This is a genomic window from Candidatus Formimonas warabiya, assembly GCF_002777255.1.
Classification (GTDB): Bacteria; Bacillota; Dehalobacteriia; order Dehalobacteriales; family Dehalobacteriaceae; genus Formimonas; species Formimonas warabiya.
Genome location: NZ_CP017634.1, coordinates 5618194 through 5642582, shown reverse-complemented (window position 1 = coordinate 5642582; position 24389 = coordinate 5618194). Strand labels below are relative to the sequence as shown.

At 45.0% G+C, this 24389-nt stretch carries 20 protein-coding genes, 2 tRNA genes and 1 other RNA gene; 2 read left to right on the top strand and 21 right to left on the bottom strand.

Annotated features, from left to right (window positions below; all coding sequences use genetic code 11):
• Positions 1-131: 131 nt before the first annotated feature.
• The 6 genes from DCMF_RS25500 to DCMF_RS25475 form a co-directional block, all read right to left on the bottom strand.
• Positions 132-3221 (bottom strand): efflux RND transporter permease subunit, encoded by a 3090-nt coding sequence (locus DCMF_RS25500; protein ID WP_148137040.1) that lies wholly within the window; start codon positions 3219-3221, stop codon positions 132-134.
• Positions 3221-4321 (bottom strand): efflux RND transporter periplasmic adaptor subunit, encoded by a 1101-nt coding sequence (locus DCMF_RS25495; protein ID WP_148137039.1) that lies wholly within the window; start codon positions 4319-4321, stop codon positions 3221-3223. Before DCMF_RS25495 ends, DCMF_RS25500 begins: the two co-directional genes overlap by 1 nt.
• Positions 4322-4440: 119 nt before the next feature.
• Positions 4441-5055, bottom strand: a complete 615-nt coding sequence (locus DCMF_RS25490; protein WP_148137038.1) for a TetR/AcrR family transcriptional regulator — start codon at positions 5053-5055, stop codon at positions 4441-4443.
• A gap of 112 nt (positions 5056-5167) precedes the next feature.
• A complete protein-coding gene (locus DCMF_RS25485) occupies positions 5168-6361 on the bottom strand; it encodes an ABC transporter permease (RefSeq protein WP_148137037.1) in 1194 nt (397 codons plus the stop codon).
• Positions 6358-7095: an ABC transporter ATP-binding protein gene (locus DCMF_RS25480; RefSeq protein WP_148137036.1), complete on the bottom strand. Its 738-nt coding sequence runs from the start codon at positions 7093-7095 to the stop codon at positions 6358-6360. The genes DCMF_RS25485 and DCMF_RS25480 overlap by 4 nt, the downstream gene beginning before the upstream one ends.
• On the bottom strand, positions 7092-8849 hold the full coding sequence (locus DCMF_RS25475) for an efflux RND transporter periplasmic adaptor subunit (RefSeq protein ID WP_148137035.1): 1758 nt from the start codon (positions 8847-8849) through the stop codon (positions 7092-7094). Before DCMF_RS25475 ends, DCMF_RS25480 begins: the two co-directional genes overlap by 4 nt.
• A 147-nt stretch (positions 8850-8996) precedes the next feature.
• On the opposite strand from DCMF_RS25475, the gene DCMF_RS25470 reads away from it, so the two are divergent.
• Both DCMF_RS25470 and DCMF_RS25465 read left to right on the top strand, forming a co-directional pair.
• Entirely contained in the window at positions 8997-9671 is a 675-nt protein-coding gene (locus tag DCMF_RS25470; RefSeq protein ID WP_148137034.1) for a response regulator transcription factor, read from the top strand.
• Complete coding sequence (locus DCMF_RS25465; protein ID WP_148137033.1) at positions 9668-10750, top strand: sensor histidine kinase; 1083 nt, start codon at positions 9668-9670, stop codon at positions 10748-10750. Before DCMF_RS25470 ends, DCMF_RS25465 begins: the two co-directional genes overlap by 4 nt.
• A gap of 94 nt (positions 10751-10844) precedes the next feature.
• Here DCMF_RS25465 and rnpB read toward each other — a convergent pair.
• The 15 genes from rnpB to DCMF_RS29895 all read right to left on the bottom strand — a co-directional run bounded on the left by rnpB (position 10845) and on the right by DCMF_RS29895 (position 24389).
• Positions 10845-11205, bottom strand: an RNA gene (rnpB, locus tag DCMF_RS25460) — RNase P RNA component class A.
• Positions 11206-11274: 69 nt separating this feature from the next.
• On the bottom strand, positions 11275-11991 hold the full coding sequence (locus tag DCMF_RS25455; RefSeq protein WP_148137032.1) for a zinc ribbon domain-containing protein: 717 nt from the start codon (positions 11989-11991) through the stop codon (positions 11275-11277).
• A 53-nt stretch (positions 11992-12044) separates the two neighbouring features.
• Positions 12045-13163 (bottom strand): Nif3-like dinuclear metal center hexameric protein, encoded by a 1119-nt coding sequence (locus DCMF_RS25450; RefSeq protein ID WP_148137031.1) that lies wholly within the window; start codon positions 13161-13163, stop codon positions 12045-12047.
• A complete protein-coding gene (locus tag DCMF_RS25445; protein WP_148137030.1) occupies positions 13154-13846 on the bottom strand; it encodes a tRNA (adenine(22)-N(1))-methyltransferase in 693 nt (230 codons plus the stop codon). Before DCMF_RS25445 ends, DCMF_RS25450 begins: the two co-directional genes overlap by 10 nt.
• Positions 13847-14070: 224 nt before the next feature.
• A tRNA-Ile gene (locus DCMF_RS25440) sits at positions 14071-14145 on the bottom strand.
• An 8-nt stretch (positions 14146-14153) separates the two neighbouring features.
• Positions 14154-14228, bottom strand: a tRNA-Asn gene (locus DCMF_RS25435).
• A 92-nt stretch (positions 14229-14320) separates the two neighbouring features.
• Positions 14321-15418 carry an RNA polymerase sigma factor RpoD gene (gene rpoD / locus DCMF_RS25430; RefSeq protein WP_148137029.1) on the bottom strand — a complete coding sequence of 366 codons (1098 nt, stop codon included), beginning with the start codon at positions 15416-15418 and terminating at the stop codon, positions 14321-14323.
• A gap of 34 nt (positions 15419-15452) precedes the next feature.
• A complete protein-coding gene (gene dnaG, locus DCMF_RS25425) occupies positions 15453-17273 on the bottom strand; it encodes a DNA primase (protein WP_148137028.1) in 1821 nt (606 codons plus the stop codon).
• 112 nt (positions 17274-17385) lie between these two features.
• The gene (locus DCMF_RS25420) at positions 17386-17817 is read right to left on the bottom strand and encodes a YaiI/YqxD family protein (RefSeq protein WP_214658904.1); all 432 of its coding nucleotides are present in this window, start codon (positions 17815-17817) and stop codon (positions 17386-17388) included.
• A 302-nt stretch (positions 17818-18119) separates the two neighbouring features.
• Positions 18120-19112: a deoxyguanosinetriphosphate triphosphohydrolase gene (locus tag DCMF_RS25415; RefSeq protein WP_148137026.1), complete on the bottom strand. Its 993-nt coding sequence runs from the start codon at positions 19110-19112 to the stop codon at positions 18120-18122.
• A gap of 121 nt (positions 19113-19233) precedes the next feature.
• A complete protein-coding gene (locus tag DCMF_RS25410) occupies positions 19234-19671 on the bottom strand; it encodes a Fur family transcriptional regulator (protein WP_148137025.1) in 438 nt (145 codons plus the stop codon).
• 98 nt (positions 19672-19769) lie between these two features.
• Entirely contained in the window at positions 19770-20612 is an 843-nt protein-coding gene (locus tag DCMF_RS25405) for a metal ABC transporter permease (RefSeq protein WP_148137024.1), read from the bottom strand.
• Positions 20609-21418, bottom strand: a complete 810-nt coding sequence (locus tag DCMF_RS25400) for a metal ABC transporter ATP-binding protein (RefSeq protein WP_148137023.1) — start codon at positions 21416-21418, stop codon at positions 20609-20611. Before DCMF_RS25400 ends, DCMF_RS25405 begins: the two co-directional genes overlap by 4 nt.
• Positions 21418-22329, bottom strand: a complete 912-nt coding sequence (locus DCMF_RS25395) for a metal ABC transporter substrate-binding protein (protein ID WP_148137022.1) — start codon at positions 22327-22329, stop codon at positions 21418-21420. The genes DCMF_RS25400 and DCMF_RS25395 overlap by 1 nt, the downstream gene beginning before the upstream one ends.
• A 206-nt stretch (positions 22330-22535) precedes the next feature.
• On the bottom strand, positions 22536-24389 hold the full coding sequence (locus tag DCMF_RS29895) for a dipeptide ABC transporter ATP-binding protein (RefSeq protein ID WP_148137021.1): 1854 nt from the start codon (positions 24387-24389) through the stop codon (positions 22536-22538).

The following is a 24389-nucleotide window of genomic DNA, read 5'->3' as shown; positions in this document are numbered from 1 at the left end:
AAATATCCAAGGTTCCTATCAAAAATTAATAACCTTTCCTTCATATTTAGACAAAAAATTATGGGTTCCCCAATAGGACCCATAAGACTCCAAGTAACCCTATAACTAGGGTAAAAAGGGCAGATATTCCGCTAATCCGAAATTTGACCATTCGGTATCTTGACCACCGGGATATTAGACTTTTCAACTCCATACCAGGCAGTGTAAATCACAGGGAGTACAAGCAGGGTTAATATAGTCGCAACAAATAAACCGCCACTCAGGGCTACAGCCATCGGCCCCCAAAATGAATTCTTTGTTAACGGGATCATTCCCATGATAGCAGCTATGGCAGTTAGCATGATAGGCCGAAATCTTAGGATGGCCGAATCAATAACGGCGTCCCGTATGGACTCTCCCTTTTTTATATGTCTGTCGATTTGGTCAATTAAAATAACGGAGTTTCTTATGATAATGCCCGCCAATGCTAAAATACCCAATTGAACAACAAAACCCATGGGACTTTTAAATAGGAGTAATACCGGAGAAACTCCGATTATGCCAAGTGGTGCTGTCAGCAACGTGATTACCATTCTCTTCATGTTTTGCAACTGAAACATCAATAATACGACAATGAGAAACACCATAAAAGGAACGATCTTAAGAACTTGTGCAAAACCCTTCTGGCTCCTTTCCAGAGCGCCCCCGATATCGATGCTGTACCCGAAAGGAAGACTTTTTCTTAAGGCTTCAAGCTGATTGTATATTTTCGTGGCCGCATCGTTTCCGGTTGTACCCGGGAGCACTTCAGCCTGCACCGTGATGGTCGGTTTTAGGTCTCTTCTTCCGATCAGACCATCTTCCGCGCCATAAGTGATTCTGGCGATTTGATCCAGAGGAATAAATTTTCCGTTCGGCAATGGAATATTCAAATTCTTTACAAAAGCAAGGTCGTGACTATCAGCCGAATCCATTTTTACTAAAATATCTACAGTTTTGTCATTTTGTCTAAATTCTGAAACTTTAGTGCCGGACAGTTGTCCCTGAAGAGTCGCGGAAATCTGCTGGCTGTCTATGCCAAGGATTCTGGCTTTATCCTGGTCCACCTCAACAGACATCTCTTTCGTTTTTTCAAACCAGTCAAAATTAATATTAAACAGGTTTGGTTCAGCAGCCATAGTATCTCTAACTTTTTCCGCAATTTGACGTACTTTATCATGATCGTACCCAGTAACACGAAGCATCACAGGATAGTTGCTCGGAGGCCCATTTTGGATAACCTTTATGTGGCTCTGTACATTTTCAAACCCGTTGTTAAACAATTGATTGATATTTTTACTTACTCTTTCTCTGGCTGCAATATCCTCCGTCAAGATGACAAATTGGGCACAGTTGGTATTCTGCATAAGGGGTTCGACAGATAAGGCAAAGCGGGGAGCCCCCCTTCCCACATAAAAGGAATAATTGATAATGTCCTTGTCTTTTTTTAAATACTCCGATAATCTAGTGGCCTCTTTTTCGGTAGCCGCGATAGAAGCCCCCTGGGGTAAAACCATATCGACTAATAGTTCCGGTCGTGTTGCTGCCGGAAAAAATTCTTTCTGAACAAAATTTTTGAGTGAAAAACCGGAAAGGCAAAAGGCAATTATTGTTGCTATGATGACAACCTTTCTGTGATTTAAGCACCAGTTTAAGATGCTCCTGAATGTATGATAAAACTTGGTATCATAGATATCATAGTCTTCTTCCTTGGTATGCTTTATTTTGATAATATGATATCCCAGCACGGGAACAACACAGACCGACACGACCCATGACAAAAGTAATGCGATGGTTACAACACTGAACACACTTCCCGTATACTCAGATGCCGGTCCTTTTGAAAAGCCGATGGGAGTAAATCCCGCGCAGGTGATCAGGGTTCCTGTAAGCATGGGAAAAGCTGTTGAAGTATAGGCAAAACATCCGGCCTTAAATCGATCCCAGCCTTGCTCTAGTTTTACCGACATCATCTCGATCGCGATAATCGCATCATCGACAAGTAAGCCAAGAGCAATAATTAAAGCCCCCAGTGAAACCTTGTGAAGGGGGATCCCCAGGAAATACATCCCACAGAACACGCCCGCAATAACCAGAGGAATGGATAGGGCTACCACAACTCCCGTCCGCAATCCCAGGCTTAGAAAACTTATTAACAGTACGATAGCCAACGCCAGAATAAATGTTTCTAAGAAATCATTAATTGAGTCTTGAACGGCAGCGGGTTGACTTGCAACCTGATCGATAGTCAGGCCTAGAGGTAAATCCTTTCTAATTTGCAGTAATGCCTGATCAAGGTTTTTACCCAGATTTATCACATTTCCGCCTTTTTCCATCGATACGGCAATTCCTATCGCAGGTTCTCCATTATAAAACATTTTGGGATCAGCCGGGTCTGAATAACTGCGGGTAATTTTAGCGATATCTCCCAAGCGGAAGGTTTGATTTCCCGCTTTGATCGGTAATTCAGAGATTTTGTCGACATCATCAAATGTACCGCTGACGCGAAGATAGACGTTATCCGCAGAAGTATCAATCATCCCTGCGGGTACAACAGCATTCTGCGCCCCCAAGGTACTGTAGAGGGTACTTGGGCTGATGCCCAGCTTTGCCATTTTCGTGTTTTCGATCTGAATATATATCTTTTCCGCTTGAACACCAATCAACTCCACTTTTTTAACATCTTTTACATCTAATAGTGTTCTTCGTATATTCTCTGCTTCTTCCCGCATTTCTTCATATGTATAGCCATCGGCTGTCAATGCATAAATACACCCGAACACATCATCATAACGGTCATTAAAAATAGGACCCTGAATATTGGAGGGCAAGGTGTTTTTCACATCGGTAATTACATTACGTACTTCGACCCAGCTATCTCTAATATTTTCCGGAGCAACTTCATCTTTTAAGTCAATAAAGATGATTGCCTTTCCCGGCATGGAATAGCTTTTTATATAATCCTTATTGGGAATGTCCTGCAGTTTTCTTTCTAATTTATCGGTAATCTGCTGTTCGACCTGACTTGCCGTCGCCCCCGGCCAGGCTACAGTCAGATACATTTCACGGATGGTAAACTCCGGGTCCTCCATTCTGCCGAGACGGGGATAAACGAAAACTCCTGCCATAATTATGATAGCCGCAAAAAAATACACCAGTTGTTTGCGGTTAAGACACCATTCAGTCAGATTAAACCGATTCACTAATTTTCACCTCCGACCCTAACGTCCTGACCCTCGCGCAGACGATTCACACCGGCAGTTACAATCACGTCTCCCTCTTTTAATCCGGTGCTTACAGCTACCTGGTCGCCGCTGAAGTCTCCTATTGTGATGTTTTTTAAGCTGACCGCGTTTTCTTTCACAATCCAGACGGCAGGGGATGACCCTTGCTGATAAACTGCCCCAAGAGGGATCCATATTCTTTCATTCGAATGATCATTCTCATTGATCCAAACAGTCGAAGACATCCCGAGTTGAATATTTGGCGAGGGATCTACCAGTCCTATTCTAACTTTGTAGGTACGGGACGACGTATCGGCTAGGGGAGAAACCTCCCCCAGGACCCCTTTGATTTTGACATCTGGCAAAGCCCAAAAACCTACTGTAATTTCTTTCGCTTTTTTTACTTTGACAATTCTGTTCTCAGGCACATTAATTTCCACTTCTAATTCTTTATTCTGTACAAGAGTAACTATCTTCTGCCCAGCCGCGACAATCTGCCCTTCCTCGGCGTCAATGCTACCAATAACGCCAGATTTATCTGCATGCAATTTACAATACCCCAGTTGATTAATACTTTGCGTATACAATGCGTTTGCCTGCTCCAAAGCTGCTTTTGACGTTTCATATGAATTTTCATAGGTATCATAATCCGCCTGGGTTATAACTTGGTCCTGATAAAGTTGTTCGATCCGCTTTAAATTATCTTGGGCAAGTTTATACTTTGACTCAGCAGATGATACCAAATTTGCCGAATTCTTTACTGCCTGTTCTATATCTCTGGCATCCAGTTCCATTAAAACCGTTCCCTGCTTTACCGTGTCGCCCACTTCCACATTTTTCTTGATAATCTTGCCTCCTACTTGAAATGCCAATATGCTTTCATAACGCGATCGAACCTCCCCGGAATAGGAATATTCCGAGTCTTTATCGGCTGCGGTAATATGGAGTGTTTTTACAAGGGGAGGGGGTAACACCATCTTTTCTGTTTTTGAATTGATCCTTATTACTACCAACGTTGAAAGGCAAACCACAACTAGCCCCAGCACAAGTAAAAATTGTATCCTTCTCCAAAAATTCATTTTAGACCCTCTCCTTAATTAAACATTTATTTAAATATATAAAAAATACTTATATTTTTTGCAAAAAAATCTTAGTCTTTTTTAATTAAACATTTATTTAAAATTGTTGAAAAAAATAATTACTTCGTGCTCATAATGCCTTGTAGATAATTATCAATCGACTGTTTGATGTAGCCTTCGACCTGGTTGTCTTTTCTAGTCAATAATTCCTGACTGAGAGGTCCGGCCATAAAATAAAAATCAATCATGCCGACTAAATTAATGGCAACAACTGCAGGGTCAATATCTGGCTTAAAATCTCCCCCATCTATTCCTCTTTGTATGCAAGTTCTGAGAAAAAAATTCATCTTTTCAATTTCTTTTTTTACAATGCTCTCATAACAGTCTGTTGGGTTGATAATTTCACTCATAACGAGTCGAATCAAATATGGATATCTTTTGTGCATGATAATGATCCGCTCTGCAAAAAAATGGATCTCTTTTATTGGAGAAAGGTTCCCCTGTTTGATCTCGCTTATAACAGACTCCAGAACTTCTAATTGAGTTGATAGAATTTTTGCGTATAATTCTTTTTTACCTCCAAAATAATAAGAAATAAGGGCATTATTGACTCCCGCCGCCTTGGCCAGTTCTTTTACGGATACTCCGGTATAACCCCTTATGGCAAATAGAGGACCAGCAGTATCCATAATATGTTGTGCTGCTGATTTTTCATGAAGTATTTCTTTCGTCAAAAAACTCTTCTCCTTTTTAAATAAACAGATTTCAATTAAACGATTATTTAATTTTATTATACTATTGGTATTTTTTTCTGTCTACATGAAAGTTATTTTATGGCACACTTCACTATTCATGATGAAGCGCGTCAATAGGGTTCAGTCGAGCCGCCTTCTTAGCGGGAAGATATCCAAAGATGATACCTATGGCTACTGAGACGGTAAACGCTTCCAGAACAGAAGCCAGGGAAGGTGTAACCTGGATACCGGTGGAAAGCATTTTGGCAATGACTCCAGTGGCAATGAAGGAAAGAATATAACCAAAGCCTATACCTGCCATCCCTCCCAAAGCGCTTGTAGTAGCGGCCTCAATGACAAACTGGCGCATAATGAAACGCTGCTTGGCTCCCAAAGACTTTCGGATACCTATTTCTCTTGTGCGTTCTGAAACGGATACGAGCATAATATTCATGATACCGATGCCGCCGACTGCAAGAGATATTGCTGCAATTGCCGCCAAAACTGTTACCACGATATTGATCATACTGCTCATCATATCCATCATCTCGGACATACTTATGATCGAATAAGCATCATCTGTTCTGTAAACATCATACAGGGCATCTTCGATAATGGCTTTTGTGTCCGATACATTGTCCTCGGATGTCATCTCAAAGGTATAGCTGGATATTGTTCCAGTTGATGCTAATATAGCTGCTGTAGTGTAAGGTAAATATACCGTATCATCGGTTCCGCCTTCTTCACTTTCAGATTCCTCCGCCATCACCCCGACAATCGTGAAGGTGTTTCCATTGATCTTCAGGCTTTTTCCCACAGCATTTCCGTTGAACCAGTCATCGGCTATATAGCTGCCCACAGCACAAACCTTGTTGCGATTCAAAATATCAACATACTGGATGAAGCGTCCTTCTTGAATATCATATTGTTTCATGGCATCATAGGTTTCGCCCACACCTGTGACACTTGTTTTATCCAGGGTTTCGCTACCGATTTTAACACTTCCTTTTACCGTAACCGTCGGTGAAACATCCGTCAGATATTGGGGATTCTTCTCTGCCAGAGCATACATATCATCTACTGAGATGTTATGTGAAGAACCTGTTCCCATAATATTTACCGTGAGCAGATTTGTACCCATACTCTGGAATTGCGAAGTCATATAATTCTCCATGCCATTGCCCATTCCAACAATAACAATAACAGCGGCAACACCTATAATGATACCCAGCATGGTCAACAGGGAACGCACCTTGCTTGAGAGAATGTTTTTTATTGCCAATTGAAAAGTCTCAGCAAAGTTCATGCTGTTTCGGCCTCCTCATTATCTGCTGTGGCCACGGAATCCTTTACTCCTGAGGAGGGACCGTCGTAAACTATCTTTCCGTCCTCAAGGCGTATAATTCTATCCGCTTGGGCCGCAATAGCATTATCATGCGTAATCAATACGACGGTATTTCCATCCTTGTGTAAGTCCTTGAGAAATTGCATCACCTCACGGCCTGTTTTTGAGTCCAATGCTCCGGTGGGTTCATCCGCAAGAATAACAGACGGATTTCCGGCCAGCGCGCGGGCAATGGAAACACGCTGCTGCTGTCCGCCGGAAAGTTGGTTGGGTAGGTGCTTCATTTTGTTTAACAGGCCAACGCGTTCCAGCACAATTTTGGAACGCGCATGACGAATTTTTTTAGGAACGCCGGCATACATCATCGGCACTTCTACATTTTCCTGCGCCGTCAATTTGGGCAAAAGATTGTACTGTTGGAATATAAATCCCACCATTTTGTTACGGATTTCTGCAAGGGCATCGTCATTCATTTTGCCCACATCCTTCGAACCCAGTAAATACTGGCCTGATGTTGGAACATCAAGGCAGCCGATGATGTTCATACATGTTGATTTCCCGGAACCAGACTGCCCGACGATGGCAACAAATTCTCCCTTGCATATTTTCATTGAAATGCCATCAACGGCACGAACAATACTATCTCCCATGATATATAATTTGCAGAGGTTTCTAAATTCTATCAAAGGTGTCAATTGGCAGCACCCCCGTTTTCTTGAGCAGATACACCACCCTGAGGAGGCGATCCTTCCGGACCTCCTGGGGGAGCTCCGAACATTTGAGACGAAGTGGAAGATTCTTTTATTTCGGCAACAATATCGCCTTCCTTTAAACCATCCACAATTTCAATATATTCCTCATTACTGCCTCCTAAATTGACTTTTTTATATGCGTAGCCGGCGGGTATTTTGGCATCGGCCTTATTTGTACCCGAAGCCGATTCGCCTGTTTTCACAAGTACCTGTCCGTTTCTCGCCACAACTCCGGCCGGAATGGAAAGAACATTTTCCAGGGATTCCACCTGGATTTTTGCGTCCACATTCATACCTGGCAGTAAATCAGCGGCATGATCAATTCTTATCGTCACAGGATAAGAAGTAACTCCATTTACCGTAGTTCCATTTATATTTACCTTCGTAACAATTCCGTTATACTCCGTGCCCTCAGCGTTGTTTGCCGTAATTTTTACAGTCTGTCCTGTTTTAACCTTACCGATATCCAGTTCGTCAACATTCAGGACAAGCTTGAGATACGAAAGGTCAAATATTGTGCAAAGGGTATCCCCGGCTTCCAGGGTATCCCCTTCTTTACAATTCTTTTCTACAATAGTTCCTGCAATAGGGGAGGTTATAGAATAATTATCCAGTTTATTCCTCGCGTTTTGTAATGAAAGCTCCGTATCCTTAAGAGAGCTGGCAGCATTGTCAATATCCTCAGCCATAGTATCGCTTGACACGACGACAATCACCTGGTTTTTTACAACCTTGTCTCCTTCTCTTGCCTTTATTTCTGCGACCTTGCCGGAAACGTCAGCGGTTATCGTTGCCTCATCCTTATAATTAAAAGTACCTTCATCGATGCTTGCTATGTCCCCAACCGTGGCTGATGCGGTTTGAGAACTGGATAATGCGCCTGGATTCACAACGTCAATTGTCACATCTCTGACAATTGCATTCTCGGCAACGGCTTTTTCTACGCCGATTTTCGATATTTTGCCATTCAGGGTTACACCTATATCATTCAACAAAACAGAGGCACTTTGACCAATCTGAAAATCGGCGGCAAATGAGGATACGAAAGGCAAAGTAATACTCATAACATTAATGTTACGGATTACGGCAATGGTTTGCCCTGATTTTACTGTGTCGCCAGTTTCTACGTCAAATTCGGTAATAGTACCATCTGTGGTGGATTTTATATTCAAATCATCCCGACTTTTAAGTTTATAGTTATAGTTATTCCGGCTCTGGGCTAAAGAATTCTCCGCTTGTTCAATGCTGGTGGACACATCAGAACTATCCACTTTATAGAGCAATGTATCCTTTTTGACAACCTGTCCTTCCTCAAATGGGGAACGGATGATATCTCCGTCCACCAGAGATTTAATAGTATAAGAGTCGGCAGGCTGAAGCGTTCCACTTCCGCTAAGGGTAACTGTAATGTTCCTCCGCTTAACCTCATAGGTTGTAAAATTGCTATTTGATGCTAAATCTTTATTTCCATGCATAATTTTTGTAACTACAAAGACTGACATTATTAGTAAAAGGACTACCCCAGTAATGATAATTGTTTTTTTTCTTCTTGCCCCTCTGTCAATATTTTCCATATCAGGAAATTGATAATTATCTGGTTCAATTTCATATTGTGCCGAATCTGCTTGGTGCGCAACCGGTTTTGGGGCTATTCCAGGAAAATCCTCATTTTCTTTTTCTGGTTGCTTTGATGTCATCTATATCATCCTTTCCTTGATGCTTCGTTAGCATATTTCTCATGTAACGAATTTATCTTACAATCCGATTATTAACCCAAAATAAACTGAAAAATTTACTTTCACTTTATCTTTCGGCGTATACTATACCTACGGAGGCGATAGCTAATGTTCAACATATTAGTCGTAGAGGATGACAAAAACACCAGAAAGCTGATGGAGGCCGTATTAAAAAGAGACGGGTACTCCGTGTATACCGCCGAGAACGGGATTACGGCACTTGATGCCATGGATACGCAACATATTGACCTGATCGTTTTAGATATTATGATGCCTGGCATGGACGGCTACGAATTTACAAAAGAACTGCGCGAAAGCGGTTACATGACGCCAATCCTCATGACTACGGCAAAGCAACTCCCGGTTGACAAAAAGAAGGGCTTTCTTGTAGGCACAGACGACTACATGACAAAGCCCGTTGATACCGAAGAAATGCTTCTGCGCATAAAAGCACTGCTTAGACGATCTCAAATTGTGAATGAACACAGGCTCGTCATCGGAGAGGTGATCCTTGATTATAATGCTCTAACCGTTACACGGGGAAAGGATAAGCAGACCCTTCCGCAAAAAGAATTTTATCTGCTTTATAAACTTCTGTCTTACCCCGATCGAATTTTCACCCGTATCCAGCTTATGGATGAGATATGGGGTATGGAATCCGAGAGTACGGACACCACCGTCAATGTTCATATTAATCGACTGCGCAAGCGCTTTGATGATTACCCTGAATTCGAACTAGTTTCGGTGCGTGGACTTGGCTACAAGGCGGTGAAGAAATTATGAAATCCGAACTTCGCGAGCGGATAGGCTTGTCCTTACTGTTTTCCCTTGTCGTATTCTTTATTTTTCTAATAACGGCGCTGATTGTGGCCGCCATCAGCTTTTTAGTGATCGCATCAGGGCATCCAAATAGATTTGGTCATTATGGACCCTTTGTTCCAGTACTTATTCTGCTGATATCAAGCACCATTGTTGGTACCATAGTTTCCCTTGTTATGGGACGTTTCTCGTTGAAACCCATACGAGAAGTGATTTCGGCCACCAATAAACTTGCAAACGGTGAATTCTCCACACGGCTTAACATCACCCATCCCTTGGAATTCAGGAAACTAGGCGAGAGTTTCAATCGCATGGCGGTGGAGCTTGGCGGGATTGAGCTGTTGCGCACTGACTTTATCAACAATTTTTCTCATGAATTTAAAACACCTATTGTATCTATCAAAGGTTTTGCCCAGATGCTTAAATACGAGGATCTGACTGCGGAAGAAAGAAATGAATACCTTGATATCGTCATCAGTGAATCCAGTAGGCTGGCATCGCTTGCTACAAACGTACTAAATCTGTCCAAAGTAGAAAATCAAACCATTCTTTCTGAAAAGCACTCCTTTGACCTCAGTGAGCAGGTACGGCGCTGTATCCTCGTACTCGAATCAAAATGGGAACAAAAAAAGATTTTATTATCCATTGATATTCAGGATATATCCTATGTCGGCAACGAAGAACTGCTGAATCAGGTTTGGCTGAATCTTCTCGACAATGCGATAAAATTTACCCCAGAAAGCGGAACGATCAGCATTGTATTAAAACGGATTGATAACTACGCAGAGTTCTTCTTGCGCGACAGCGGCTGTGGAATCAGCAACGATAACCTATCACGCATATTCGATAAATTCTATCAGTCGGATACTTCCCATGCCACCATAGGCAACGGCTTGGGACTGACATTGGCGCAAAAGATCGTCGCATTGCATGGAGGCAGCATCACTTGTAAAAGCGAACTCGGTGTTGGAACCGAATTTACTGTGCAACTTCCCCTAAATTGGAGAGAAATAGATAGATTAATCCACATAAAGAATAAGTGATTCACCTGGAATCACCCATTCTTGGATAAAAAAATTATGGGCCCCTAATAGGACCCATCAGACTCCAAATAACCCGGTTAATCAGATAAAAGGGCAATTGAGCAAATCTATAAGCCGAGTTTTGTTGAAAGTGATCATCTCTCTGGGATGCCAGTTGCCTGACACCTCTAGCAACCTTACCCGGGAACAGGACGGGCCGCCCCATTGTTCCCCTATTCGGTCTTGCTCCAGGTGGGGTTTACCTAGCCAGCCAGTCACCTGGCTGCTGGTGCGCTCTTACCGCACCGTTCCATCCTTGCCGTCCGGCACATGCCGTCTTAGGCGGTCTGCATGTCTGTGGCACTTTCCTTAAGGTCACCCTCACTGGCCGTTAGCCAGCACCCTGCCCGATGGAGCTCGGACTTTCCTCAGACAGAACCTTTCGGTACTCTGCCCGCGATCACTCAATTTACTCAATTGCCCTTCTATTAACCTGGAGTGTTATTGTATCATTCCCTGAAGAAAAATGCAAGAGATGATCTTTGTCAAATACTGGAGGCGAACAGCATCCTACCGCATTTTTCACAGAATACATAGCCGGGATTTGCCCGGGCCTCTTTCACAATGATGACAGGAAGAGCCGTTCTGCACCCGCTGCAGGCATGATTCTCCATAATTCTGCCCACAGGGGTACCGGAAAACTTGTCTCTTTTTTCCCGATACCAACTCATCCACTTTTCATCAATCAAGGCGGAAACCTTTTCCTGATCCTCCACAATGCCTGCCAGATCCTGCTCCAAATTGATTTTTTTCCGGTTATACTGGAGTTTCAGCTTATTAAAATCCTGATACTGGACCTGCATCTCTTTTTCGATTTGGGTTAATTCCCTGTCTATTTGTTCTTTTTCTTCCATGAGCTTGATAATTTCATCGCTGATTTGGGAGATCTGATCCTTGAGAGCCTTCATCTGGTGCTCCAGGCTCTCCAGTTCTTTCGGGTTATTGATGGACCCCGCATAAAGCAACTTATCCAATTCTTTCAGCTTGACCTCCATCACGCCAATCCGGTCTTCCGTCTTTTTTAGTCTCCGGGATAGGTCTTGATGAAATGCTCTTTTTTCTTCCAGTTTCTTTTGAGTGAGGGAAAATTTTTCTTTTAAAAGCTTGAGCTCTTTAAACTGAGGAAGCGTTTTGATGAGCTGCCTGACTTCACCTTCCTTGATTTCCAGCTCCTGAAGACGATACAGGAGTTCAATAGACATAGCATGCCCTCCTTCTTGAAATACAAACAAATAGGACAGGTGATACACCTATCCTAATAATAAGACCAAGGGTTGGTATTTACTTTGCTTTCCACGACGTCAATCTCCCAGTTTCGGGTCGTGAAAGTCTTTTTTAAGCGAGAGACCAATCGGGAAACAATCACTACTTCCGTGGCATAATGTCCGGCATCAATGACCGCCATACCCATGGCAACCGCATTCTGCCCCTCATGATACTTCAGGTCACCGGTAATAAAACACTGGGCTCCCTTTTTCTTCGCCTGATGAAGGAAAGACATCCCCGCCCCGCCGCAAAGGGCTATTCTGGAGATTCTTTGTTCCGGGTGGCCAATTACTTTTACCACATCCACAGCCAGAACCTCTTTCACCTTCCGGGTCAACCAGCTCAGTTCCATGGGCTCGGAGAGATCACCGATGCGCCCTAGTCCTTGCTTTGTTTTTTCCAAAGCCGTGGGATACACATCATATGCCACTTCCTCGTAGGGATGGCTTTTGATCATCGCTCTCCGTACCGAATTTAATCTGTGTTCCGGAACGATGGTTTCCAGGCGGTATTCATCTGCCCTCTCAAGCTTTCCCGGTTCGCCCAGAAAAGGATTTGTTCCCTCCAAAGGTAAAAATGTGCCTTGCCCCAGCACAGAAAATGTACAGTGGGAATAATTACCGATCCAGCCTGCCCCTGCCGCACAGATGGCCTGACGTACCTGATCCAAGTAGCCTGCCGGGACAAAGACTACCAGCTTAAAAAACTTTTCTTCCTGTGCAGGGGCCAACACTTCTATGTGGTGGAGTTGAAACAGCTCCGCCAGTACATCGTTGATCCCCCCTTGGGCACTATCCAGATTGGTATGGGCGGAAAATAGGGATAGATCATGCTTGATTAATTGGCGCACCAATTTGCCCAGGGGGTGATGGAAAGAGAGATTTTTTACGGGCTGAAAAATCAAGGGATGATGGGAAACAATCAAATCTGCCTTCAAGGCAACGGCTTCCTCTATTACTCTTTCATCAACATCCAGAGCCACAAGAATTCTCCCTGCCTGCTGGTTTACATCACCCACCTGCAAGCCCACGTTATCCCAGTCTTCCGCCAAACCCGGGGGAGCAAGTTCATCCATCATTTTAATTACCTGTCCAACTGTTACAGGCATTCCATCACCCTTTTCAGCATGTTGATCTTTTCCCCAATTTCTCTTTTCTTGGACGCGGTTTCCTCACTCTTACTCTTACAGAGGGAGGCATCAATTTTTTCTAAAGCGGTGATCTTTTCTCCCAGATATCTCTTTAATAAAGGATGGCTTCTCAGCAAAAGCACCGGTCCCACTTCCGCTTCTTCGGCAGATAGAGCCATGATCCCCGGTTCTGCAGCAATAATTTCATAAAATGTATTCTCTTCAAAAACTAATTCTTCATCAATGATCCTCCAACCGTGCTTGGCCAACCAGATTCTCATCCGGGGGATACCCTGCATGGGTTGAAGGATCAGGCGTCTCACCTGGGTCAGCACATGAGGGGCCTGTTCCAATATGTTGATCATGGTGGTCGATCCCATTCCGGCCATACAAACCGTTTCCGCTTCCCCCGGAGCCAAAACCTGAAGCCCATCGCCTAAGCGGGTATCCACTTTGCGATGAATCCCAAGTAAATCAATGAGCTGGGCAGCCGCCGCCAAAGGCTGCTCCGCCGCATCGGCAGCGATTGCTCCCGGAGAGATGCCATTCATCACCAGGTAGGCAGGAAGGTAGCCATGGTCGGTTCCAATATCCGCCACCACTGTTCCTTCCGGAACCCTCGCCGCCACAGCAGCCAGTCTTTGAGACAATTTGATTTGCACCGAAAAAAATCACCACACATACCTGAATTTACGGGTACCGGGAATCGGTTACCGGGTACCGGGAAAAAATACTGCTCACCGAAAACCGGATCCTGGAACTCCAAAAAGCGCTTTGAACTTTTAATAGTATTCGCAATTCTGGAATAATAATCCTGCTTAAAGAAATGAAAATAATAAAAAAGCAAGAAGCAGATGGTCTGATTCTTGCCGTCTTTCCGTTAAATTGGTGGGCCCACCTGGGATCGAACCAGGGACCGACCGGTTATGAGCCGGTGGCTCTACCGCTGAGCTATAGGCCCAATAAAAATGGCTCCCCGAGTTGGACTCGAACCAACAACCACCCGGTTAACAGCCGGGTGCTCTACCATTGAGCTATCGAGGAATGCCCGTGATGCAATAGTCATTATACTAAAAAACTGGATGCAGGTCAACAAATTTTAGCTGCCAATTTTTCGGGCATACCGAACCAGCCCTTTATTCCAGATAATCCTTTAATTTCTTGCTTCGGCTCGGATGACGCAATTTTCGCAGGGCCTTCGCCTCAATTTGCCGAATCCGTTCCCTGGTCACCCCAAATACCTGTCCTACTTCTTCCAGGGTCCGGGACCGGCCGTCTTCTAATCCGAAACGCAACTGCAGAACTTTTTTCTCACGGGAGGTAAGGGTCTCTAAAACTTCCTCCAGCTGTTCCTTCAACAGCATAAATGATGCTGCCTCCGCCGGTGCCGGCGCATCCTCGTCTTCGATAAAATCTCCTAAGTGGCTGTCTTCCTCTTCCCCAATAGGAGTCTCCAAAGATACCGGCTCTTGAGCAATTTTCATAATTTCCCGCACCCGCTCCACCGGAATGTCCATCTCGCGGGCTACTTCTTCAGGAAGGGGTTCACGTCCCAATTCCTGCAGCAATTGCCGGGAAACCCGAATTAATTTATTAATCGTCTCCACCATGTGAACCGGAATTCTGATCGTACGGGCCTGATCGGCAATGGCCCGGGTAATGGCCTGACGGATCCACCAGGTAGCATAGGTGCTGAACTTAAACCCTTTTTGGTAATCAAATTTTTCTACTGCTTTAATAAGTCCTAAATTACCTTCCTGGATTAAATCCAAAAAAAGCATACCCCGACCCACATAGCGCTTGGCAATACTTACCACCAAACGCAGATTGGCTTCCGCTAACCGCCTTTTTGCTTCCTCGTCGCCTTCTTCCATTCTTTTGGCTAATTCTATTTCTTCCTCAGCAGAAAGCAAAGGCACCCGTCCGATTTCTTTTAAATACATCCGGACTGGATCATCAATCGCCACTCCTTCAGGAATGGACAAATCAATATCAATTCCTTCGGGGGAAGATGTCATCTCATCAGGATGCTCTAATGTTTCCAGCTCACCGGATCCGGAAATAACTTCTATGCCCATTTGGCCAAGCTGTTCATAAATCTCATCCATCTGATCGGGAGACAAGTCAATTTCACTGAGCGTATCCATAATTTCGTGATAAGTAAGGACTCCTCGCTGTCTTCCCGTTTCTACAAGTTTTTTTACGGCGTCAATTTTACTTTGATCCGGCTTCATTTTTTCCCCCCTTCCACAAGGTAATGATCAAATCTTACCGTTTTAACTGCTGTACTTGCTGCTGAAGCATGGTATACTCCTGAAGCAGTTGCATCGTTTCACCGGTCATACTTTGCTGATCCTGACTTTGGATCATGTTGTGAATCTCTTGGATTCTTTTTTTCATCCGGTGCAGCTTAATGGTTTTTATATAATCCCGGACGAATACATCTTTATTATCCCCAGGGTAATCTTCCATAAACAATTGGGACAAAAATTGTTTTAAAGGTGAAACCTCAAGACGTTCAATCAATGTAGCCGGCAGCCAATCAAATTCTCCGGACATTTGTTTCACAGCGTGCAATATTTCTGTCAGTCTGGCCTCCTCAGGAAAGTCCAAACCCAAAGCATGCTCCACCTGATCAAAGATCTTCCGGTCTTCGATCATCAACCGGCATAAATTTCTTTCCGCAATCGCAGAGGCATGGCGCCGGTTTTCCGGGAAAACATTTCTTACTTGGACCTGAGTATTGTTAGTATGCTTTACAATGTTAAAATTATCCGTTTTTTCTATATTCCCGGTTATTCTGCGCAAGTCCGCATAAATGGTATCTTCAGAAATTCCCAAAGTCCTGGCCAAAAGCTTTACATACTGATCTTTCTCTACCTGGCTTTTTATTTTTGCTAAGTCGGGAAGCAGTTCTTTAACCACATCTGCTTTCCCTTCGATGGACTTAATATTATATTTGGCTGTCGCAGCCTGAAGTTTATATTCCAGTAAACTTAAGGCCTTGTTTTGCGCCAATTGGACCCAAGCCATATAGTTATATTTGTGTAAGAATTCGTCCGGGTCCAAGCCATTGGGCAATTGCAGTACGCGGACCCGAAAGCCGATATTCTGCAAAATATCCAAACCCCGGGATGTCGCCTTTGCTCCGGCCGTATCGGCATCATAGGCAATCAAAACATTTGAGGAATAGCGTTTGAGCAGTTTGCCTTGGTCGGTGGTAAAGGAGGTTCCCAAAGAAGCCACCGCATTTTTAATGCCAAATTGATGGGCAGCGATTACGTCCATATATCCTTCCATGATCACAGCTTCATCCTGCTGTCTGATCCATGCCGCCGCGATGTTCAGCCCGTATAGGTTTTGCGATTTATTAAAAATAGGGGTTTCGGAGGAATTCAAATACTTGGGTAGCTCATCACCCATCACCCGGCCCCCAAAAGCGATGACCTTGCCCCGAAAATCCCAAATAGGAAACATCAAGCGGTCCCGAAATTTATCATAAAAAGTTCCTTTAGAACTTCGTGCGGCTAAACCGGCTTTTTCCATCTCCGTTTCCGTGAAACCTTTTTGCAAGAGATGTTTCACCAAACTGTCCCAGGATTTGGGGGCATATCCTAACTGGAAACTCCCCATCACATCCCTGGTGATGCCCCGTTTATCCAAATAATCCCGGGCCGGTTTTCCTTCTAGAGGATTGTTCAGCCTCTGGTGAAAGAAATGGGCCGCAAGCTCATGCATTTCAATCAGCCTGCGTTTTTGCGACTGCCTGGTAAATTCCTGTTCACTCACGTGCCCCGACGGTATCACGACCCCAACCTTATCGGCTAATTTCTCCGCCGCCTCCGGAAGGGTCAGGTTTTCCTGCTCCATGATAAAATTAATCACACTACCGCCCTTATGGCAACCGAAACAGTAAAAGATCTGCTTATCCGGGGATACTGAAAAAGAGGGAGTATCCTCCAAATGAAAGGGACAAAGCCCCACATAATTCTTGCCCTGTCTTTTCAAACTAACATATTCGGAAATTATCTCTACGATATCTGTTTTTGTCCGAATTTCGTCAATAATTTCCGGCGGCACAAAGCTCATAGTCTGCACCACCCTATCCGATTACAGTGAGATAATCTTTAGATATATTATTGTTGTTTCGCCATTTTTCCTTTGATTCCTTCTTTTTTGAAGCAAGGATAAAATTGTGCAACTATTCCAGCAACTTCAACAATGCCTTTTTGAAGTTTTCCCGGTCTTCACTCGAAAAAACAGGGGGCCCTTTTGTCCTGCCCCCGCTTCTCCTTACCTTGGCGGAAAAATGTCTTTGCATCAATAATCCATCAATATTCTTTTCCGAATAAATCAGTCCTCGGGGAGACAAAGCCCGGCCTTTTCTGCCCAAGACTAAGGCCGCTAAGCCATAATCCTGGGTGACCACAATATCATGGGCCATGACCCGGTTGGCGATCACCAAGTCTGCCGAGTCAGGACCGGCGTCGGTTGTGATCACGCATACTCCCGGCTCCCCGTCCATGTGGTGGTTAAATGAAGCAATCAGCTCTACCGGTATATTTTTCTCACGCCCGACAGAAATAATCACATCCTTCACCGGGCAAGCATCGGCGTCTACCAGTATTTTCAAAAAAATCCTCTCCCGAAGTACTACTAATTCGTTGTATTTGTGATAATTCCTGCTCTCTCGACAAATATCGAAGAAGAAAAAGTGTTTTTATTATTTCCCTTCCCCTGGAAATATATACCTGGCTTTGCTCCGCTTGCATCAATAAAAGGGGCGCAAAATCTAAAAAAAATATTCCCTTCACCTGTATAAGACATCAAGACCTGGGTAAAATAATGACAGGAAGGAGATAAATCCTGCCGGATAGTTTGTCACTATCCGGATAGTCTGACCAACGAAGAGATTTATCATCCTTCCTTTCTGCATTATTCATTGCGAAATCCGTCCGGCACAAAGATCCTGGTAAATTGGGCAATGGCATACCGGTCCGTCATCCCCGCCACATAGTCGCACACCTGAAGGCCAATCTCATCGCCAAAATTATATTCACCCGGGAGTTCGTCATGATGATCTAAATAATACTGATATAACATCTTCAGCATTTCTTTGGCTTTGGTTTCTTCTGATTTGGCCCGGGAGCCGATATACACCCGCTTGAAAAGAAACTTACGTAATTCATCCATCGCTTCTTGAATTTCCGGACTCATTCTGATGCCCGGCTGTCCCATGCTGGATTGGATCAAATCCTTTACCATGGTATTGATACGCTGGCTGTGCCGGGATCCCAAAACCTTCAAGCATTCCAAAGGAAGTTCACTTCTTGTAATAATGCTTCCCCGCAGGGCATCATCAATATCATGGTTAATATATGCAATCCGGTCACATATTTTGACAACCTGCCCCTCTAATGTAGCCGGCTTCATGGGCCCGGTATGATGAAGGATGCCGTCCCGCACTTCCCAGGTAAGGTTTAAGCCTTTTCCCCCTTCAATTTTCTCTACCACTCGTAAACTCTGGTAGTTATGGCGGAACCCGCCTGCCATCATTTCATCCAAGGCCTCCTCTCCGGCATGGCCAAAGGGAGTATGCCCCAGATCATGCCCCAAAGCAATGGCTTCCGTGAGATCTTCATTTAAGCGCAAAGCCCGGGCCACAGTCCGGGCAATCTGGGCCACCTCTAAGGTATGGGTTAAACGGGTGCGAAAATGATCGCCCTCCGGAGCAATAAACACCTGGGTTTTTAATTTTAAGCGCCGGAAGGCTTTCGAATGAATAATGCGGTCCCGGTCTCTTTGATAACACGTTCTTACCTCACACTCTTCCTCATAAACCTGGCGGCCCCGCGTATGCCGGCTTTGGGCAGCAAACTCCGAAAGATGATCGGCTTCCCACTTTTCGGAATGTTCACGAATTAGCATGAAATATCACCTCAAAAAAAACAGTCATCTATAAATATACGTGCCTAGCACACAAGTTCCTGCCTGATAATAAAAAAAGGGGGCCTGCCTGGTCCCCAAACTTATAAATGAGGCTATTTTTTTAGCTTTCTGCCGTTTTTTTACCGCAGTCGGTACAATAACCATAGAGTTCCATCCGGTGCTCCGTAACGGTAAACCCTTCTTTTTGCCCGATGGTTTCCGTTAAACAATCCAAAGGACATTGAGAAAGCTGAATCACCTTATGACAGCCCAAACAGACCAAATTATGAGAATGAGGTGCGCTCTGAAGCCGGTATTGAACTTTATCGTCCAGCAAGCCGGATTTAACCACCAATCCTGCCGACACCAAGTTTTTTAAGTTGCGATACACGGTGGCAAGGCTGGTATTCTCGTTGCCCTCCTTCACGCGCAGAAATATCTCCTCTGCTGTTAAAGGCAGCTCTGATTCATTGAGCACTCTGATGATCGCCAAACGCTGTTTTGTGAGCTTCTGTCCCCGGGTCTGCAATTCTGCAGAAAGTATCTCAACTCTGTCCAATTCTTTTCTCTCCTTAGAGTGTTCGTCCTGGCATCTTTATTATACCTTTAAATGATCCTTTTGTATCAAAATATTTCATATTTTGACTAACCGGTCCCTTACCCGTAGACATGCTTTTTCAGGATACTGGCCAAATAGCAGCAGGCCGTAACTAAAACAATGGTGGCCCCGGAGGCCGTATCCCAGTAATAGGATAGAATTAAGCCGATGATGCCGCTGGCTACCGCAATGGCCACGGAAAAAAAATGATATTGGCGCATATTTCCGGACAGGTTTCGTGCTGCCGCTGCGGGAAGAACCAGCAGAGAATTAATGATCATGATCCCTACCCATTGAATAGAGATGGTGACAATCACCGCCAGCATCACCGCAAAAAGCATCTCCACCAGCCGCACATTGATGCCCCGGCTCCGGGCCAAAGAAGGATGAATGCTTACAAACATTAAGGGGTTAAAAAAAGCAACCCAGAAACCGATAAAGATGATAAAGACCAGGATGATCAATCCCAACTCTCCGGGAGATATGCTGAGCAAATTACCGATTAAATATACGGAATACTTATTGAATCCCCCGCCCCGGGACAAAATCACAATCCCCAAAGCGACGGCCGTCGCAGAAAATACCCCGATTACCGTATCCGTAGATGTGGTAGTATATTCTTTGACAATGGAAACAGCCACCGCCATCAGTACGGCAAAAATTACCATGGACCATAAGGGCCGGTATAAACCCATAATCACGCCAATGGCAATCCCGGTAAGGGCGGAATGACCGATGGTATCGGAAAAAAACGCCATTCTGTTATTGACAACCATGGTGCCCAGCATGCCAAAAAGGGGTGTCACCAAGAGCACCGCCAAGAGGGCATTGAGCATAAACTCCCGTTCTGCCCAGGAGAAGGGGAGCAGCCGTCCGGCCAGCCCATACCAAATTTCCATCATACCGCACTCCCTTCTTGGGTGCTGGAAATATAATAGTCCTTGACGATGGGTTCTTTCTCCAAGGTCCCAAAAACATGCAATACCTTTTCATCCTTTAGCACCTGCTCCGGACTTCCCTCACAAAGGATGGTCTTTTCCAAAAATACAATCCGGTCCGCAAAATGCTTCATCAATTCCAAGTCGTGGGAGACCATGATAATGGACAGATCATATTGGCGCCTTAAATCCGATACCATCCGGTAAAATAACTCCCTGCCGTTAAAATCCACTCCGGACACCGGTTCATCCAGCAGAAGCAGGTCAGGAATAGGCTCCATAGCCAGGGCCAGAAGCACCCGCTGAATCTCTCCCCCGGACAGTTCACCTAATTTCCGGTCAATCAAATGCCCGGCCTGCACCCTGGCCAAGCTGGCGAGGGTTTCTTCCCGTTTCTTTTGAGAACGGAACAGCCAGACCGGCCATCCTCTATGTCGGGCGGAAAATAAGTCTTGGACACTCACGGGAGAACCCGGGTCAAATTCCCAGCGCTGAGGAACATACCCTACCAGCGGTTTTCCACTTCTTTTCCCGTCACCCTCCAAAAAAGAGATATTCCCCTGATAGGGAACTTCCCCAATCAGCGCTTTCAGAAAAGTGCTTTTCCCTGCTCCGTTCGGTCCGATCACGGCCGTCAATTCTCCGCAGTGAATGTGCAGGTTGATATCGTGGATAATGCTTCTGCCCCCCCGTATCACGGATAAATTTTGGATTTTCGTGCAGCACCATCCACAATTGATTCCCTCAAGGGGTTTCATGGCGTTCGGCATTACTTTAGCGCCTCCTGTAAGACTGCTAAATTTTCTTCCATGGTTTTGAGATAACTATCTGCCTCCAAAGGCCCTGTCACACAAGGATCCAACGTAAAGACCCTGGCTCCCGTTTCCCGGGCAATGGTATCGGCGGCGGCTGCAGGATATTGGGGCTCGGCAAAAAGGGCGGCAACACCGGCTTTTTTTACCGTATCGATCGTTTCCGACAATTCGCCGGCACTGGGTTCCGACCCCGGTTCCCGTTCAATAATGGCGACGATATCAAGGTTAAACTCCTTGGCAAAATAGGGAAAAGCCTCATGGAAGGTAACAATATTCCGGTTTTTCACCGGATCCAATGCCGTATGCATTTCTTTCCCCAAATTCTCTAATTTTTCTAGATAAGCGGCAGTATTGGCCTGATAACCAGCGGCATGATCCGGATCAAAAGCAGCCAGCTGTGCCCCGATATTCTTCACCTGTGCTGCCGCACCCGACACACTGACCCAAAGATGGGGATTGGCTTCCCCGTCGCTTTCATTTTTCAGCAGCTCAATTCCTTTACTAGCATCCACAATCTTTAAATCCTGCTCCTGGCTGATCACTTCATCTAAAAAGGACTCCATCCCGGCCCCGTTGACCACCATAATTTGGGCATCCTGCAGTTTTTTCATATCACTGGGCGCCAACTGGTAATCGTGGAGACAACCGGTAATGGACTGGGTCATGTTCACCACTTCTACCCCTGGAATCCCCTGGGTAATGTTGAGGGTCATAATATATATGGGGTAAAAGGAGGTTACTATTTTTACCGGACCTGCCTGCCCGCCGGATTCCGCCTGGACAGGTGTGCCCTCCTTTTTGCCCCCGCATGCCACAGAAAGCAAGGTCACCAGACATAGGGAAATTAAAAAAATCTTTAATTTCAAGCCTTCCCACCTCTTTTTATTCTAATTTAAATAAGAATCATTTGCATTTGTAAATATCATCATATCATACTAGCCAAAATATAACAATATTATTCCAAAAAATAAAAAAATCAACCCTTCGACACGCAACTGATCGAGGGTTGATTCATCCACAGCAGGTCCAGTTTATTTAAGAGTTCTCTGAACTGTCCCAAAGATGATCCGTTTTAAAGAACGGCAACTTTTCTTCCCAGGGCATCCTCCTTAAAAAGGTTGATCGGGGGATGGTACAGAAAACACGCCACTTGCCTGTTCTCCACCATCTGCATCAGAGGATCCTGTCTCCGGCATATTTCCATACAGCTTTCACAGCGCGGGTGAAACCTGCACCCCCCGGGAGGGTTAATGGCGCTGGGAACCTCACCCGCAATAGCCGCTAAATCATCCACACTGCGGGTTTCCAGACCGGGAATGGCATGAAAGAGGGCCTTGGTATAGGGATGTTTCGGGCTGTGGAAAATCTCTGCCGCCGGCCCGTATTCGACAATTTTGCCCAGATACATCACAATAATTTTACTTGCCATGTAGTTAACAACGCCCAGGTCGTGGGAAATAATGATATAGGTTAATTTTAATCTTTCTTTCAATTGATCTAAAAGAGCCAAAACCTGGGACTGAGAAAGCACATCGATGGCAGAAGTGGGCTCATCCAGAACCACCAGTTTTGGGCCCACGGAAAGGGCCCTGGCGATAGCAATCCTTTGGCGCTGTCCCCCGCTAAACTCATGAGGATATTTGTACACCGCATCTCTGGGCAGCCCCACCATTTCCACGATGTCCTGCACGGCTGCCAAGTATGCTTCGCTCGATAAATTTTTGTGCACTTTTAATGGTTCCCCTACGATATCCTTCACCAGCCACCTGGGGTTCAGGGACCAAAAAGGATCTTGAAAAACGATCTGCACATCTTTCCGGGCGGTGCGCAAAGCTTCCCCTTTCATTTTAAAAATCTCTTTCCCATCAAAAAAGACTGTTCCTGCCGTCGGTGCATGGAGAAATAATAAGGTATTCACCAGGGTTGATTTGCCGCAGCCGGACTCGCCCACGATGCCGAGAACCTCCCCTTTTTTTACGGTAAAGTCAACGGCATCCACTGCTTTCACCCATAAATCCTTCCTGGTCATAAACTGATTTTTTACGGGAAAATATTTTTTTAAAGCATGCACTTCCAGAATATTGGAGGCAAACCCGTTTTCACCTTCCTCCCCTTGATCACTCTCGGGATTCTGGGCCTTTTGGGGCGTGACCGACTTGATTAACAATTTTGTGTAGTCATGCTGGGGCTGGGTTAAAATATCTTCCGGCTTGCCCCTTTCCACAATTTCCCCCTCCCGGAGCACGGCCATTTCATCACAAACGGTGGAAACCAGGCCCAAATTATTGGCAATAAACAGGATCGCCACATGATATTTCAACTGAAGCTCGTGGATCAGTTTCAAAATACCCGCCTGGATCGTCACGTCCAAGTTTCTTGTCGGCTCATCGGCAATAATCAGCTCCGCCCCACAGAGTAAGGCCATGCCGATGATGATTCTCTGCCTTTGCCCCCCGCTCAGCTCGTGGGGATACTTTTTCATCATGCTTTCCGCGTCGGGCAGTTTCACAGTCCGGATCATGTCCAGGACTTTGCGCTCCGCTTCTTTTTTCCCCATCTTTTGGCGTGCCGCCAAGATCTTTCTCATCTGGTAGCCTACCGTAAAAACAGGATTTAAGGCAGACATGGGATCCTGAAAAATCATGGAAATTTTTCCGCCCCTGATTCTTGCCATTTCTTTTTCTGATTTGGTGAGAATGTTTTCCCCATCCAGCCAAATTTCTCCGGATACCACCTTGCCCGGGGGTGTGGCCAACAATCTTTGCATCGTCAAGGCCAGCACCGTCTTGCCGGCCCCGCTTTCCCCTACGATCCCAAAACACTTTCCTCTTTCAATGCCGATTTCGTCAATATGTAAAACAGTTTTTGCCCCTTCAAAGGTCTTGTACTGAACGATCAGGTTTCGAATCTCCAAATATTTACTCAT